Origin of the sequence: Empedobacter stercoris (genome assembly GCF_025244765.1) — a bacterium.
In the GTDB taxonomy this organism is placed as follows: Bacteria; Bacteroidota; Bacteroidia; order Flavobacteriales; family Weeksellaceae; genus Empedobacter; species Empedobacter stercoris.
Genome location: NZ_CP104209.1, coordinates 1,148,987 through 1,166,923, shown reverse-complemented (window position 1 = coordinate 1,166,923; position 17,937 = coordinate 1,148,987). Strand labels below are relative to the sequence as shown.

Genomic DNA, 17,937 nt, shown 5'->3' with positions numbered 1-17,937 from the left:
AAAAAATTGTAAAGCATACACTGATATAATAAGAAAATTCTCTGAAAAAAATAACGAAAACTGGATTACTTTAGAAAATTTGCCTAAATCAACAATAAATGACAAAGAGTATAAATTAATAAAATCAGCTTCTGAATTATATTATTTTGATTATGAAGGAAATAAAACAATTGTAAAAATTGAAAATAATAATTGGATTGAATATTTTATTGATGAGTCTTTTTCTAAACTAAAATTACATTGGAAGAATAATTATGATTTTAATCTAGAATTTTTAGAAAGCAATAATTTAATAAAAAAATCATTAAGTAGAAAAGGAGAAATATATCAATATAGAAATTTAAGTAAAGAATATAATTATTACTGGATTGCTTATTACACAAAAGATCTTAGTACAATCGTAAAATTCAAATTATATTTTTAATAAAAAAACCTTCCATCACGGAAGGTTTTCTTATTATATCGAGTTTCTTAATCTCTCTTATAATTTACAACCGCTTCTATAAACGCTTGTGCATTTTCTACTGGAATATTCGGTAAAATTCCGTGGCCTAAATTGGCAATATATTTATAAGGACCAAAATCGTCAATCATTTCTTTTACCATTTGTTGAATAGTTTCTGGAGGAGATAACAAACGAGAAGGATCAAAGTTACCTTGTAACGTCTTTTTGAAACCAGTAAACTCGCGTGCTAATTGTGGTGTAATTGTCCAATCAACTCCCAAAGCAGAAGCTTTAGAATCGGCCATTTTCTCTAAAGCAAACCAACAACCTTTTGCAAAAACGGTTACAGGAACTACTTTAGAAACTTCGTTTACAATTTGCTCAATGTAATTCCAAGAAAATTCATCATAATCTTTTGGCGATAACATTCCACCCCAAGAATCAAAAATCTGAATCACATTTGCACCGTGTTCTACTTTTTTCAATAAATATTGAATTGTAGTTTGAGTAATTTTTTCTAATAATTGGTGTGCAGCAACTGGATTTTGAAAACAGAACCCTTTTGCTTTATCAAACGATTTAGACCCTTGTCCTTCTACTGCATAACACAACAATGTCCAAGGCGAACCTGCGAAACCGATTAAAGGAATATTATTATCCAATTCTTTTTTCGTCAAATCCATCGCTTTGTACACATATCCTAATTCTTCTTCAACATCAGGAATATATACTTTTTCTACATCTTGAGTCGTACGAATCGGATTCTCTAACCATGGACCAACTCCAGGTTTCATTTCGAAATTCATTCCCATTGCTTGTGGAACAACTAAAATATCCGAAAAGATAATTGCTGCATCCAACGGAAAACGACGAATTGGTTGAACAGTAATTTCTGCTGCTAATTCTGGCGTTTGACAACGTGTAAAGAAATCGTATTTATCTCTCAATTCTATAAACTCTGGTAAATAACGTCCAGCTTGACGCATCATCCATACTGGTGGACGTTCTACCTCTTCACCTCTCAATGCTTTTAAAAGCAAATCATTTTTTATCATTGATGTATTTTTTTATATTTTCGACAACCACTTCCACCAAAGGTGTTTGTGCAGTTATAATTTTATGATTTGGATAAACTTCTTTGATTGCAGAAGTTGTTGTATTTCCGACTGTAAAAATACGCGAACTTTCTGGAATATTATTGTGTTGATGAAATGCTTTGAATGATAACGGACTAAAAAAAGCATAGACTTCGAACAAATCATTCACTTGATAATTAATTTGTTCTGTTTGATAGGTTATAATCTGATTAACTTCGTGATTGACTTTTGACAATTCGTTTACCAACAAATCACGACGCGAAGAACCACATAAGAAATTCCATTTCGGAAGATAATTTCCTGAAATTAATTTCGGAGCTAAATCTTCTGCGTAATCTTCAACCAAAACAACTTCTCTGTTTTGCGTTTTCAGTTTTTCTGCCGTTTTTTTTCCTACAACAAAAAAATGACCATTCAACTCCAAATCTTGAATGGCATTTACAGTATTTTGACTCGTTACGATAAATTGATGAATTGAATCATCAATCTGCTTCAAAATTTCATTCGCCGAAGTCAATTCAATATCCAAAGTTGGCTTGCAAACCACCTCTACATCAGCTCCAAATTCTTTTTCAAGAAGCGAAGACGGAATTAACTTTGTAAATAAAACTTTTGTACGCACTATTTCGTTCCGATTTCTTTTTTAATTTGTTCAATCATTTTTCCTGCACCTTGTGCAATACATTCTTCAGCAAATTCGCGACCTTTCGTCAAATACTCATTTGCTTTAAATTGTCTTTCGATTGAAATCATTTCTTGTCCATCAATGGATAAAATTGCTCCTTTGAACGAATAATTTTCTTCATCGATTTTTTCAACTAATGCTCCAATTGGTGCTGTACAACCTCCTTCTAAAACATTTAAGAATTGACGTTCTACTGTCGCAAACAATTCACATTGAGGATTATTAATATCACTCAAATCAAAACCTTCTTTTGCTACAATTCCCAAAATTCCTTGCGATGGCGCAGCAATCATCCAATCAATCACTTTATAATGAAGACCTTTTGCAGCTAATTCATCTAAAATTTCTGAACGATCTAAACCTGCAAATGCAAACACTGCACCGTCCCAATCTTGATTATCTTGTAATTTTTGTAAACGTAATTGTACATTTCCACGTAAATCTACAATGGTATCATTAGGGTATTTATGATTCCAAAAGGCTTTACGGCGCAAAGAACCTGTTGCGATAATACGGTGTTCTTTCTTGAAAATATCTTCTGATTTGTACACTAAAATATCAGCAGAACTTGCACGTTCCGGATAAGCTATCAATTCTAATGTTTCAGGTAAAATAGTTGGCACATCTTTTAGAGAATGTACAGCAATATCTACTTGATCATTCAACAATGCAATGTCCAATGAACGTGTAAAAACGCCTGTTAATCCTAACGAATAAATGGGTTGTTTTAGGTTTGTATCACCTTCAGAAGTAATCGGAACGATTTCTGTTGGATGACCCTTCGCTTCTAAAATCGAAGCTACTTTATTGGCTTGCCAAAGTGCTAAAGGACTTTGACGTGTACCAATTTTTATTGTTTTCATGATGGTATTAAGCTTGTTTTAAATGAAACATTTTTTCGATTAACTGAATTGTTTCGTCTGCATTTTCTTTATTTTCGATCAAATAAGAGGCAAACTGATTGGTAATTTTTTGAATTACTTTTTCTGTTAAAATCGTTTCATTTTCGTCGATGTTTACATTATCTTTTTTCAAGTTATGTAAAGCAAAACTTTGAAAAAAGTCTAATCTATCTTTAAAAGATTGAATCGCAGGAACTAATTCTCTGGTTTCTAACCATTCGTAAAATTCTGTTGAGTGTTCTTCGATAATTGCCAAAGCTTCTGGAATAGAATTACGACGTTGCGCAATTGTATCATCTACCATTTTTGACAATCCATCTACATTTACTAACTGAATAGATTCGCGAGAAGCCAATGTATGAATTACATTTTCTGGAACTGACATATCAATAATTGTCATCTCTTTATCAAATGCAATCATTTCTTCGGTAATGGTATAACTACCTGCTCCTGTTGCTACAATTAAAATATCTGTGTTTTGTAATTCTTGTTTTAATTCGCTGTGATCTTTTACTGTAATATCATATTTCAGTCCAAGAACTTCCGCTTTTTCTTTTGTACGGTTGATTAATGTAATATTTGTGTTTGGATAATGTTTGACCAAATTCGCACATGTATTACGACCAATTTTACCAATTCCGTACAACAAAATATTTTTGTCTGTTAAATCTCCTTGGGTAGCTTGAATAAAATTCACTGCTGAATAAGCGACAGATGCAGAACCATTACTTAAAAAAGTTTCGTTTTTGACTTTTTTACTAATTTGGATTGCAGTATTCACTAAACGCTCTAAAAAAGCATTGGATGTGCCTTGTTTTTTGAAACGAGAAAACCAAATTTTGATTTGACCTATGATATCAAAATCACCTAAAATTTGACTTTCTAAACCTGACGATACGCGAAATAAATGATTAATCGCCTCTTCACCTTCTTTTACCATCATAAATTGACGGAAATCTACTGCATTACCTTCTGTGTATTTACAATATTGCTCAACGATTTGATCTTCACTTTCAGCAAAACCATAAAATTCAGTACGATTACAAGTTGATACAATAAAAAAGTTTTCTAAACCATTCGATTTAGAATCTTTTGTAAATGTTTCTACTTGTTCTGGAAAAAATGTAAATTTACCTCTTGTTACGGCATCTGCTTTTTCATAGCTGATTCCGATAACGTAAAATTTTTCTTCCGTTTTATTACCTCTAATTGTCATTTCTTCAAATACTGATACAAAAGTAGGTTCAAAAGCATTGCAAAAATAACTTTAAAAGGGAAAAGTAACGCTAAAAATTAAAGTTTCTTTTTTTAGAATAATTATAAATTAAAGTTTATATTTGTACGTAAACCTCTATAAAGAGCGCAATTGACAAATGTCACGTTTTTTATGTGATAAACCTCATTATTCGAAATGAAATTAAAAAATACCCATAAAAGTAAAATCAACGAGTATAAATTATCGACTGACGTATTTATCGCTCAAATAGACAACTTTACAGCGTCTACAGATACTATTTTGAAAGGAATAGACAAACGTTATATACAATTCTATTTTTGTACAAAAGGTTCGCTGACATTTAATTTTAATAATGGTATTTACAAAATCAATCTGCACGAAGGTAAAAGTTTTTTGTTCTATTATCCAACTTTAGATATTCCGTTATCATTAAATATCAATGCAGAGAGTAAAGTTTATATTGTTGTGTTATCTATTAAAAAATTGCATCAATTGTTTGCTGAATACCAAATTCAGAATAATTTGATTTCAACAATGACACAAGAAAAGTTTTACATTGAACGAGAAATTAGTCCTTCGATAAAGTTAGTGTTGAATCAGATTGAGCAAATGAAACTTTCGCCACAGTTTCAAAATTTATTTTTAATTGGAAAAATGTATGAATTGTTTACACTTTATTTCTCTGAAATAGAAAGTAAAAGCGAGCATTGTCCATTTCTGAATAATGAAAACGAAGGAAAAAGAATTAAAGAAATTAAAGATTATTTATTAGCTGATTTCAAAAATCCACCAACTATTAAACAGCTTTGTGAGAAATTTTCTATTTCTGAATATCATTTAAAAGAAGGTTTTAAGGAACTTTATGGTACAACCGTTTATGGTTATTTGTTGGATAAAAAATTAGAATATGCGTTGCATAAATTAGAAGAAAATCAATTAATGGTAAAAGATATCTCTTTTGAAATTGGTTATGAAAACCCATCTCATTTTATTTCAGCTTTTAAGAAAAAATATGGTTTAACACCTAAGCAATATATCAAGCAGTTTCAATAATAAACGTAGTAGAATTAAGTACTTCATCTTTTTTTAACTATTTATAAATACTTACTTTTGCTAAATATTTATAAATAATTATGAGAAAATATCTACTTCTTTTATTTCCTTTTACGCTTTTTGCGCAAATTCCTGCTTATTATGAAGGGATTTATTTTAAACAAAATGGAAAAATTGTAAAAGAAGATTTACATGATTTAATTGCTGCGACTCATCGCGCTGTAAATTATACACCTGGTGTTTGGAATATTTTGGATAAGTCTGATTTAGACTTAGATTCTGAAGGACGTGTTTTATTAATCTATGGTTTTACAGATGAATCATCAATTTATTCAGAACAACGTACACGAGATGTAAATAACAAAAATAACTCATCAGGAGGAAGTACAATTGGAAAATGGGAACGTGAACATGTGTTTCCAAAATCTTTGGCTTCTCCAAAGTTAGAAACAAGCTTTCCTGGAACAGGTACAGATGCACATAATTTACGCGCTGTTGATAGACAGTTAAATTCTAAACGAAGCAATAATCCTTTTCGTGAAAAATGGGTACAAGACGTGACAGGACAAGCCAATTTAATCAATAAAGCTTTTTATCCAGGTGATGAATGGACAGGTGATGTTGCACGTATTATTATGTATATGTATTTGCATTATGGTTTGGAAACAGATCCTCAAAATGTGGCTTATAATCCAATATCAAGCAATGAAGATGGTATGCCAAATATGTTCTTAAAATGGAATGTGGAAGATAAAGTTTCAGAATTTGAAAAAGTACGAAACGAAATTATTGGTGAGATGCAAGGTAGTCGTAACCCTTTTATCGACAATCCTTATTTAGCTACATTAATTTGGGGAGGAGAAAAAGCTGAAAATACTTGGTCTGAGTTATCTTCTAATGATTATGATTATGATTATCAACAAACACTTGTAGAAGTTTTTCCAAACCCAACAAATGATAGAATAAAAATAAAAGCTAATCATTTTGATTATGCGAATTTATATGATTTTAATGGCCGCTTAATTGGTATTGATTTAGGCTCTGAAGTAAGTCTAAAACAATTTCCTAAAGGAATGTACATTTTATCAATCCATCTAAAAGATGGAAAAATTGTTACCAAAAAAGTAATTAAAAAATAAATGTAACGTCCTGAAAAAATGATACAGGATTAGACCAATAAAATTTTATTTTAAACAGTACATATATTCGTATTTGTACTATTTTTCTTTTTGTACGATTTTGGTATTAAAACCCGTTGCGCATTTTAAACAATACTGACTTTTAGGTTATTGATATTTCGGTTAAAATATTCTTTGTTAATGAACTGTACAACGGTTAAAGTAGTTATTTTAGCCAATAATCTTGTTTAGAAGCCTTCAAAAGTTTTTGCATAATTGCGTCTAATCATAAACTGGTCACAGAGTTGTGAGAAAAGTGTTTCAATCCTTTTTCGCTGTTTTTTGAATAAATAAAACTGTGGCTTGTAGTCCTTTTGATTAACTCTTTTCGGAGTTTCGAGTTCTATATTGGCATATTTAAATAAATCAATCTGAATCTCAGACGACAAGTAGCCTTTGTCTCTAAGCAAGGTACAATCGGATAATTGTTCTCTGATATCTTTTAAATAATGGATGTGTGAACGGAAGCAGGACTTAAATCCACACTTTGAAAAACTCCATTTATCGAACAAACTGCATGAAGTTTGTAGCTATAAAAATGCATTTTCTGAGAAGCACAAAAGCCTCTGTTTGGATAGCAATAGTCGTTATCTTTACAGATTTTTGAAGTATTCTCCTCGAGAGTTTACATACTTCTACGGGCATAGTGTCAATAATGAAAAACTTCTCAAACTCATTAAAACTTCGGGCAATTTTCATTCGTAGATCATTTATTTTACTGCCCAATCTACGTTTGCGACGATTATAAACACTACGTTCTATTTTGCATTTTATCGCTTGAGGAATTTGTCGAAAAAGATGAATTTCGCTGTCAATACCCATAAATTCAGCAGTTAACGCAAGACTTATCAATTCCAAATCCTTCAATTTTGGAGGTCGTCTTTGATAGGCCAATAGGTTTTCATTTTGATATTTTTCGCAAAACTTCCAAAATTCTTTCGTAATTTGCATTCAAGTTGTTCATTATAAATGTTTTGCAGTTAATTCAATTTACTGATTTTCAATCAAATGAACAACTTTTATCTTTTTAATTCATAATGCACAACGGGTTTATAAAAGAAACCTTTTTAATTATAACGAATATAGGTGGATTGATGTATAAATAAAAACGATAAAATAAATTATAATCTCAAAAAAAAATCAGTTGTTTTTGTAAATAACTGATTTTTTTGTGCTTTACAATTACCAATATCGGAGTTATTATTTCTTATCACGGTAGGATCAATGAGTGTAACAGTTAAATGTAGTTAATTAATTTTTCGCTTTATAATTAATAACTATTTAATTTGCACTTGGTATAAGATAAATTGATTAGTTGATAAAACAATTTGATTTTTAATTGATAAGACAAATTATTATATTTATGATATTTACCAAAACAAAATAATAAACATAAAATATTAATCAATGGAAAATCAAGGAGGAGATATCTCAAAATGTCCATTTCATAATGGTCAAATGGATACAACGCCAGTTGGAGGATTGGGAACACAAAATAAAGATTGGTGGCCAAATCAATTAAATGTAAGTATTTTACGTCAACATTCAAATAAATCAAATCCATTAGGAGAAGATTTTGATTATGCGGAAGAATTTAAAAAATTAGATTTAGAAGCGATTAAGGCAGATCTTAAAACCTTGATGACAGATTCGCAAGATTGGTGGCCAGCAGATTTTGGTCATTATGGTCCATTTTTCATTCGTATGGCTTGGCACAGTGCAGGAACTTATCGTGTACAAGACGGTCGCGGTGGAGGTGGAGAAGGGCAACAACGATTTGCACCATTAAACTCATGGCCAGATAATGTGTCTTTGGATAAAGCGCGTCGTTTGATTTGGCCAATTAAACAAAAATATGGGAACAAGATTTCTTGGGCAGATTTAATCATCTTAGCAGGAAATGTAGCTTTAGAATCAATGGGATTCAAAACACTTGGTTTTGCAGGTGGACGTGCTGATGTTTGGGAGCCAAATATTGATGTATATTGGGGATCTGAAAAAATTTGGTTAGAAGAAAGTGGGGGAGCAAACAGCCGTTATAGCGGTGAACGTGATTTAGAGAATCCGTTGGCTGCAGTGCAAATGGGATTAATTTATGTGAACCCTGAAGGTCCAGATGGTAACCCAGATCCATTGGCTTCGGCAAGAGATATTCGTGATACGTTTGCACGTATGGCGATGAATGACGAAGAAACTTTAGCGTTGATTGCAGGTGGACATACTTTTGGTAAAACACATGGTGCAGCATCTGCTGATCACGTTGGTGATGATCCTGAGTCAGCTGGTCTTGAAATGCAAGGTTTAGGTTGGAAAAACTCTTATGGAACTGGAAATGCTGGGGATACAATTACATCTGGAATTGAAGTGACATGGACAAGTAAACCAACAGAATGGTCGAATTTATTCTTGAGTTATTTATTCGGTTTCGAATGGGAATTAACAAAATCTCCTGCAGGAGCACATCAATGGGTAGCAAAAGATGTAGGTGAAATTATTCCGCATGCGCACGATGCTTCGAAAAGATTAAGACCAACAATGTTGACATCTGATATCGCATTACGTGTTGATCCAATCTATGAAAAAATAGGTCGTCGTTTCTTAGAGCATCCTGAAGAATTTGAAGATGCTTTCCGTAAAGCATGGTTTAAATTAATTCACCGCGATATGGGACCAGTTTCTCGTTATTTAGGTGCAGATGTGCCAACAGAAACTTTCACTTGGCAAGATCCTATTCCAGCAGTAACACACGAATTGATAGATGAAAATGATTGTGAAAATTTAAAAGCACAAATTTTAGATCTTGGTTTAACAGTTTCAGAATTAGCTGGTACAGCTTGGGCTTCAGCTTCTACATTCCGAGGATCGGACAAGCGTGGAGGTGCGAATGGAGCACGAATTAGATTAGAGCCAATGAAAAATTGGGATGTGAACAACCCAATTCAATTAAATAAAGTATTGAAAGCATTAGAAGGTGTGCAAGCTTCGTTTAATGCAGTAAATTCATCGAAACAAGTATCTTTAGCAGATTTGATTGTTTTAGGTGGAAATGCAGCCATCGAAAAAGCAGCAAATGATGCTGGTAAAACAATTTCAGTTCCATTTGCAGCAGGTCGTGCAGATGCTTCACAAGAAGAAACAGATGTAGAGTCTATCGGTTGGTTAGAGCCAATTGCAGATGGTTTCCGTAATTACCGCAAAACGAAACGTCAAGGTGTTTCGACAGAAGAATTATTGATTGATAAAGCACACTTATTAACGTTAACAGCGCCAGAATTAACAGTTTTAATTGGTGGTTTACGTGCAATTAATATCAATTATGATGGTTCGAATCATGGTGTTTTAACAGATCGTCCTGGTCAATTAACAAATGATTTCTTTGTGAATTTATTGGATATGGGTACACAATGGAAAGCAAAAGATGAAACGAAAGAAGTTTATTTAGGTTCTGATCGTAAGACAGGTACACCAAAATGGACAGGAACTCGTGCTGATTTGGTATTCGGTTCTAATTCTGAACTGAGAGCTATTGCTGAGGTATATGCACAAGAAGATGCACAAGATAAATTTATGAAAGATTTTGTTGCCGCTTGGAATAAAGTGATGAATGCAGATCGTTTCGATTTGAAGTAATTAGTATAAATAATAAAAAAACGAGTATCATTTGATACTCGTTTTTTATTTTTGCTTTACGCTTAGAATGGATATCCAATCGCGATGTTCAAAATTAAGTTATCTTTTCGCCATGCTTTGTCTCCAAAATCAATTTTATCAAATGTCCATCGGTCATTTTTCTCATAATACGGAATACGAAGAGGAGTGGCTAAATCCAATCTTAGAATTAAAATACTAAAATCAAGTCGTAGTCCTAATCCTGCTCCTACAGCTATTTCGTTTATAAAATCTTTTGAAAATTTTGCACCTGGACGCGTTTCATCCTCGTTCATCAACCATATATTTCCTGCATCAACAAACAACGCTAAATTTAGAAAACTAAATAATTTCTGTCTAAATTCTGCATTTAATTCGAGTTTAATATCTCCCGATTGATCAAAAAAGAAATTCGCATTTTGATGGCGTGGATCATAACTTCCAGGACCTAATGTACGTGCTCTAAATGCGCGAATACTATTGCTTCCTCCTACAAAAAACTGTTTGGAATATGGAACAAATTCAGAATTACCGTAAGGATAAGCAATTCCTCCTATAAAGCGTGTGGCAATTGAGGATTTGTCCGAAAACTTGTGGTAAAAACGGAAGTCGTGTTCCATTTTTGCATATTGACTAAATGGAATTTTGAAGATTTCTTTTTCCTTGTCTTTTTTTACATTTGCACCAGTAATCAATCCTGTTAAATTTCCAGCCAAATCAACTAAACCACGGTAATAAAATGTACTTTTTCGTGGTAACATTGTGGTAGTATAGGTGTACGAATATTGTGGGCCAAAAATCAATTGTTTATCGACAACGCGTTTTAAACTTGGGTTAATAATATTTCCTATCGAATCGTAAATTTTGCTGTTGTATTCATCGGTTACTTTTTCCGGAAATAATAAAGTTGCACTAAACACTTTTAGGTTGTGTTCTTTCTGTGCATTTTCTTTCCAAATATATCCAAAAGACGTATTGAAATTATGTAAGGTGTATAATTTTGATCTGTTTTGATATTCATAACCCATTTCAATATTTGTTCGTGGAACAAACGCACTTGATGAATTGAATTTGAAGGGTGCTACAATTCTCGGAATCGAAAGTTGTGTATTAAAACCAGCTCTAAAAATGTTATTCGCATCTTTTTGACCACCTAATTGCATATCAAAAGCACCATACAAAGCCATTTTAAGTTGTTCTGCTCCTTTTAGTATGTTACGATGCGTCCAATTTAAGTTTAATTCGCCACCGCCATAATTCGCCGAATTTGTTCGACCTAAAACTTCTAAGCGCAACGATTGAAATTCGCGTGGTGTCAACGTATAATAAACATCAAATTTATTGTTGATGGAATCTGAAATAACGAAATCGTTTTTCACAAATTTAAAAACACCTAAATTAATTAATCGATTTAGGGTTAAATTATGATCAGCACGATTGTAGATATCACCAGTTTTGAAATACAAGGCACGATCGAAAACTTTTGGTTTAAAGTTCTTTTTCGAATCTACCATATAAAAACCATTTTGTTCATATTTTCCTAAAGAATCTGTAGGCATCGGCATTTGGTATATACCTTTTCTTGCTTGCCGAATATTGTAATCAGGAAAAACAATAACCTTATCAATCGTAAATTGTTTTTTAGCTTGTTCGGGAGTTTGGTTTTTTAGCTTTACAAAAAGCTCAACATCTTGTTTGTTTGTAACGGTACTATCTGCTTGTACAATAATATTATCAGGATGAAAATAATAAAAACCGTTCTCTTTTAAACGAGAATCTATACGTTCGCGTTCGGCTTTTATCACATCCAAATCAAATGGTTGCTTCTCTTTAAGTAAAGTTTTGGCTTCTGTTTTATTAATTTCTTTGTTCACAACTAATGTTGTGTCTTTTGGAAAATTAACCTGATTGATGTAATAGCGTTTGTGTGGTTGTAACACATAATTTACTACTGCTTTTTTGTCTTTGCTAATGGTATCTCCTTGCGCTTTTGCATTGAAATAGCCTTTGTTTTCGGCATAATTAACCAGGATTTTTTTATTAAAATCGATATCAACATCACTTAATAAAATAGGTTTTTGTCCTACCTTATATTTCAACCAATATTTTAATCCTTTTTGTTTCTTTGGTTCGCTCGTGATATTGTAAATGTATAATCGAGGACGTAATCCAAAAAAACTTGAATTAGGTTTGGGAATAATATTTTCTTCCAGATTATCTTTTAAAGCTACGCGATCACTTTTGCTTAATGAATCCCCTTTTATGGTTAATTTAGAACCTGTGTAAAGTGTTTCACCTTCTTTTAGAAAACGGGTGTTGCTACAAGAAGTAATACCAACTGTGGCAAATGAAATAGCAATACATTTGATAGATGTTATAATTGATTTTTTCATGGTTGAGATACGACTTTTTGTGTTTTTCTATTCGTTTTATTTTTTCTTCTTTTCTCGAAAATTTCTTTGAATTTATCGTAATCTAATGTGATAATAAAACCAACACCAGTTTCTACAATTTGTCCTTGTAAAGCAACTTGATATTCATCTTTTCGATAAGCTCTTAACATATATCGACCATCGCGTGATAAACTATAATCAATTGTGATATCTCCAGCAATGTTAGTCATGTTTTCGTTTTCTCTGGCGTCACCATCAAGCCCAAAATTACTTCCAACCGAAACTTTTAATCGGTCATTTAACAAGCGCTTACTTACCGCAACATTCAAGTCTGTTCGAGTGTTTTTGGTACCTGATGAGTAATCATCTTGTGTGTCTAATCCCAGATCAATGTCGACACCTTCGATTAAATCATCTGCCAAATTATTTAATTGTTGCGAAAGAATATTACTCACACTTTGTAACGCCATAGTTTCGGCAGAAACACTTGTTTTACTTTCAAACGGATTTTCTCCAATAAAGCGATTTAACAACAATAATGCAAAAACTTGTTTATTCATTTCTGCTTCATCATTTTTTAACTGATCCAATTTGGATTGTGTATTTTCGATAACGGCTGTTGCAATAGAGGGATTGTCTTTGTCCATCGAAATATTGAACTTAATCTCAGGCTTTAGTAATTCACCTTTTAAAATGAGTTCGCTATTAAACGGAATACGTTGTTTGTACATGTTCATTTCTGATGATGAATAACCCGAAATTTGTTGTTCGATCAAATCGATTGGTGCTGCTTTTGTTTTGTAAATTGCTGTAATATCAAGGTTTGCAGCAGTTGGCTCACCTGTCCATGTTATACTACTTCCTTTCTGAATGTCAAAACGGCGTTTTAATAAACTTACCGAAAGCTCATAAGCACCTTTTTCTACTTGATAGACGCCAACTAAAGTCATTTTACCAGAAGGATCCATTCCACCTGTCAACTCAGCTTCACCTTGTATTTCGACAAAATCTCCGTTTACTTTGTCAATGATAATCGATGTTTTAGCTTCTTTACTCACTTCAATATTCACGCTAACATCCAATCCTTTTATCTTAGAATCTGTAATTAGTTCAGCTGTTTTAATCGTTTCATTTAACGTGATTTGATCTTGATCAATGAATTCTACAATTCCTTCTCGTTCTTGTAAAGATGGTGAAGATTGAGGCAAAACAAATGTAAAATTAGTGTCATCTGTTACCTTTAAGTTTCCGTTTACTTTAGGAAGATCCATATCACCTTTTATTGTTAGGTTCGCATTAATAGCCAGTTTACCATACATCATGGCATCGTTAGTTTTTTCGGAATTGACAACATTAAAATCTCGTGCATTAGCAGTTAAATTAAAAGCAAAATCCCGATAGGTTTTAGTTAATATTTCGCCTCTTAATGTGAGAGAGTTTCCTTCGTTGTCATTAATTTTGAATCGGTTAAATTCTATTCCTTTGTTCGTAAAATCTATTGCGTCATCAATTTTTCGGAAATTACTACCTGTTTCAGCAATCGTTAAACCTACTTCATTAAATTTTAATTGTCCCAAAATACTTGGTTGATCTACCGTTCCAGTAATTTTTAAGTTTCCAGCCAAATAACCTTCGGTATCTTTGATTTGATTCATCGAAAATCCTTGAACGGTTTTCATTTCCAAACGGTTAATAGCTAAATTCAAATCAAACGCACTTGCTTCAGTGTTGTAATCGCCTAAAATCTTCAAATCATTGTGGTGTCCATTTAATGAAATGTCTGCATTAATCAAAGTTGGAGATGTATTATTGACCTTCGCTACAATCGTTCCAATAGGATTTCCAAATGCTTTTAAATCTGAAATAGTTAAATCAGAATTGAAGGTCATATTTGTATTCAAATCTCTAATTTGTGCTGTTCCATTGATGGTTCCTTTTGCTGCTAAGTCATCTTTTTTGATAATTTCGGTAATGGTTTCTATTTTGAAATCTTTAATCGAAATATCAAGCGGACTTGTACCTTTATCAGATGCTGATTGCAATAAAATCTCACTTCCATTATGCATTAGTTTGAAATTATTTGCAACAATGCCGTCTTTTTTTAATTGAATTAAATTTCCTTCTCCAACTTCCCATTGATCATAGTTTAAGACTAAACCAGTCGGATTTAAGCTGATTTCTGTAATGTCATCCAATGTTTTCAAATTTCCAGCAACCAAAAATTGAGTAATATCTTTATCATCTTTCGTTGAAATGCTGTAATTGATGGTATTATTCGCAATATCTCCATCAAGATTTATCTTGTTCAACTGAAAATTATCGCTTCTCAAATGATCAATATTCAATGCATAAACTAACGCATCATTTTGGTTCGAAATTTTGATAAAACCATTGTTAATCGTATTTGTACCATACGTTAAACTTGGTATTTTTCCATCGACATTAACTTGTTTCAAATCCGCATCATAGGCTGCATCTAATGTAATCGTTTCGAAATTTTTTAGATCAGGGACAAATCTTCGAACCAATTCATCGTCTTTTATTTTTGCATGTAAGGTAAAAAATTGATGAGGTTCTATTTTTTCATTTTCATCAGGTTGTTGAAATTGATAATATTGATTAATCGTTGAGGTAAGTGAACCAAAAATTTGTGTCAATTTATATTTACCTTTTAAGTCTACATCTGCAACCTGAGAAGTAAGTTTAAGTTGATTTGAATCGGCTGTTGAATTTGCGATTAAATTCACTTCTTGCAAAGGGAAAATATCTTTTGTGTTCGATAAAGCAAAGTTTTTGAGAGTCAATGATCCATTTAAATGATCAGGATTTAGGTTAGCAAAATTTGCAACTATTTCCCCAGCGATAATCATAGGTTCGTTATAAAAACCAAGTTTTTGAACATCTAATTGATTGATATTCCCATTTAATTTTACATCTGACAACTCTTTTTTGTAGAGACCAGAAGCAATTAAATTAAGGTTTGCATTTGGATCTTTTGATAAAACTTGTGCTTCAAAAACAGCTTCATTTATTTTTGCATCAAGGTTAATATTTTGATAGGTGTAATTGTTGTAATTCGCAGACGTAATAAATCCTGAAAGCTTCGTATTCATTTTTTCGGGATTAAAACTTGTGCCGATAGCATTCAATTTTGCAGTGACTTTCCCGATGTCTTTATTACTAATTAAAGTTCCGACATCTAAATGTTGGACTTCAGCTTTTACGTTATATTTTTCCGCATCTTTTTTCAACATATCCACAATGGCATCAATTTTTGCGTTTCCTAAGGTCGAGTTGATGGTTAATTGCGTATTGATAAGTTTCGTTGTTCCTTTCGCCTTTCCTTTTACAGAAAGTTTTGACGGAATTCTAATGTTGTTTGGAATAATGTTTTTAGGAACTAAATTGTAAATTGTTTTCGATGAAGTAGAAAAGTTTTTAATGTTCAAATCATAAAATAATTTCGTTGGATTCATTGCATTTTTCACTCTTCCCGAAGCCGAAACTTCTAAATCATCTAAACCAGAAACCTGTAAATTATTGATGAATAAATCATTTACTTTTCCTTTTACATTCGTGTTTACGTGTAAAATTGCATTTGGATAGTTGTCGAAAGGCGTCGTTTTTCTAAGCGTTGGAACAAGATTTAGAATATCTGCAAATCCAATTTTAGAATGTTTGATATTCGCATTAACCAATACATTTTCAGGATTAGATGTTAGTTGTTGAATGCTATTGTATTGAAGAATTACTTCGTCCCGAAGAATTGTTTTAGGTGTTTTTAAGTATAGATTTTTCAGATAAGCTTGTGTATTCGCATACAAGAAGTTTGTCGTTAATTTTTGTATATTTAGACCTTTTGATTCCTTTATTTCAGCACTTTTTACTTGTCCAGTAAACGTATTATTGTACATTTTGAAATTACGCAAATCAAGATTTAATGGAGAGAAATCTAAATGATTAAAATCCATTCCTTGCGCAGTTCTACGCTCTGCTGTATTGTTGTATTTTACGTTTACATTATCTAAAATTGTTTTATTCAAAACCAAGTTCATTGCTGATGAAGATGATGTTTGAGAAGATGTCGAATTAGTAGAAGAAAGGTATAAATTGGCTTCGATATCGGCGTCTTTTAATAAAATATTTTCGATGTCAAAGATTGAATTTTCGATATCAAGTTTATTGATTTTTGTTTCGAATTCATTCAAATTAATTTTTGCATACGTTTTCGAATTTTCGTCACCATAATTGACCTTGATATCATTCAGATTAATTTTATTTAACGCAATTTGAAGTGGATTTTGATTCGATTGTGGAGAAACTTTATCAATTTTATTCACTTGAATTTTCTCGACCATTTTTTGATTGAAGTCAACGAATAATCCATTTAGTAAAATGTCATCTACGGCGTAAGAATTCTGTTGTAAATCAAGTTTTTTAATACGAGTTTTGAAATCTTTGAATTTTACTTTCGCAAACGTTTGAGCATTATCATCGCCATAATCTACATCAAAATTGGTTAAATGAATGCCATTCAATTCAATTTTTATAGGTTTTTGATCGTTTAACGAATCGACTTTTTCTTCAACTTTTTGCGAAACTTCTTTTATAAGGTCTTGTTTCAATTTAAGCTTTAAACCATCTAAATTGATATCGTCAATTGCGTACGTATTTTGTTCGAGATCAAATTTTTTAACGCGTGTATCAAATGAATTTAGAAGAACTTTGATGTTGTTTGCAGATTGCAGATCGATAAACGAAACATTGAGATTGGCTAATTTTATTTTATCCAAGGAAATGATAAAAGGCTTGGAAGAACTTTCTTCTTTTTCATCTGTTGCAAAAGCATTAATAATGTAATCGAAATTGAAATTCCCGTCAGCTTTTCGAATAACATTTGCTTTTAAACCATCCAATTCAATTGATTTTATATCAGCTTTACTTTTCGTGAGTTGCCAAATATCCAAACCAACGTCAAATTTTTTGACAGACAACAAAGTATCAACGTCTTGACCTTGTAAAAATAGATTTTCCATTACAAGATTATTTGGAAAGTCGATATAAACGCGATCTAATTGAACTTTAGTCTGAATTTTTTCTTCAAGATAATTGACTAATTTATTTTTTACAAAATTTTGAACAGAAGGAAACTGTAAACTAAAAATAGCAATTGTTAGCAAAAAAATTATTGATAAAATTGCAAACGAGAAATATTTGAGTACTTTCTTTATATTGAATTTCAATTTGTTAGATTTTGTTCGTTTTTAGAAGGGATTAAGATACGAATTTCTACTTATGC

The 17,937-nt window shown here is 31.9% G+C and carries 10 protein-coding genes and 1 pseudogene; 4 read left to right on the top strand and 7 right to left on the bottom strand.

Translation table 11 applies throughout. From position 1 onward, the window contains the following. The first annotated feature begins 79 nt into the window (after positions 1-79). A complete protein-coding gene (locus NZD85_RS05495; RefSeq protein WP_260544029.1) occupies positions 80-424 on the top strand; it encodes a hypothetical protein in 345 nt (114 codons plus the stop codon). 47 nt (positions 425-471) lie between these two features. On the opposite strand, the gene hemE is transcribed toward NZD85_RS05495, so the two are convergent. From hemE to hemA, 4 genes are read right to left on the bottom strand one after another with little or no spacing between them, the layout of a single operon-like run. After that, positions 472-1,500 carry a uroporphyrinogen decarboxylase gene (gene hemE, locus NZD85_RS05490; protein ID WP_171622430.1) on the bottom strand — a complete coding sequence of 343 codons (1,029 nt, stop codon included), beginning with the start codon at positions 1,498-1,500 and terminating at the stop codon, positions 472-474. Then, positions 1,487-2,164 (bottom strand): uroporphyrinogen-III synthase, encoded by a 678-nt coding sequence (locus NZD85_RS05485; RefSeq protein WP_260544027.1) that lies wholly within the window; start codon positions 2,162-2,164, stop codon positions 1,487-1,489. The genes hemE and NZD85_RS05485 overlap by 14 nt, the downstream gene beginning before the upstream one ends. Further along, entirely contained in the window at positions 2,164-3,090 is a 927-nt protein-coding gene (gene hemC / locus NZD85_RS05480; protein ID WP_260544025.1) for a hydroxymethylbilane synthase, read from the bottom strand. Before hemC ends, NZD85_RS05485 begins: the two co-directional genes overlap by 1 nt. Positions 3,091-3,097: 7 nt before the next feature. Next, complete coding sequence (gene hemA, locus NZD85_RS05475) at positions 3,098-4,345, bottom strand: glutamyl-tRNA reductase (protein WP_171622433.1); 1,248 nt, start codon at positions 4,343-4,345, stop codon at positions 3,098-3,100. Between the two features lie 195 nt (positions 4,346-4,540). Between hemA and NZD85_RS05470 the strand changes: the two genes are divergently transcribed. Together NZD85_RS05470 and NZD85_RS05465 are read left to right on the top strand one after the other, a co-directional pair. Continuing rightward, complete coding sequence (locus NZD85_RS05470) at positions 4,541-5,419, top strand: helix-turn-helix domain-containing protein (protein WP_225542871.1); 879 nt, start codon at positions 4,541-4,543, stop codon at positions 5,417-5,419. Positions 5,420-5,499: 80 nt separating this feature from the next. Beyond that, on the top strand, positions 5,500-6,558 hold the full coding sequence (locus NZD85_RS05465) for an endonuclease I family protein (RefSeq protein ID WP_260544022.1): 1,059 nt from the start codon (positions 5,500-5,502) through the stop codon (positions 6,556-6,558). Positions 6,559-6,683: 125 nt separating this feature from the next. Here the strand turns inward: NZD85_RS05465 and NZD85_RS05460 are convergent. Beyond that, positions 6,684-7,561: pseudogene (locus NZD85_RS05460) on the bottom strand (IS982 family transposase). 443 nt (positions 7,562-8,004) lie between these two features. Between NZD85_RS05460 and katG the strand changes: the two are divergent. After that, positions 8,005-10,227: a catalase/peroxidase HPI gene (gene katG / locus NZD85_RS05455; RefSeq protein WP_286483371.1), complete on the top strand. Its 2,223-nt coding sequence runs from the start codon at positions 8,005-8,007 to the stop codon at positions 10,225-10,227. Positions 10,228-10,289: 62 nt separating this feature from the next. Here the strand turns inward: katG and tamL are convergent, their stop codons facing one another. Further along, complete coding sequence (gene tamL, locus NZD85_RS05450) at positions 10,290-12,638, bottom strand: translocation and assembly module lipoprotein TamL (RefSeq protein ID WP_260544021.1); 2,349 nt, start codon at positions 12,636-12,638, stop codon at positions 10,290-10,292. After that, entirely contained in the window at positions 12,635-17,869 is a 5,235-nt protein-coding gene (locus NZD85_RS05445; protein ID WP_449757795.1) for a translocation/assembly module TamB domain-containing protein, read from the bottom strand. The genes tamL and NZD85_RS05445 overlap by 4 nt, the downstream gene beginning before the upstream one ends. Positions 17,870-17,937 lie beyond the last annotated feature (68 nt).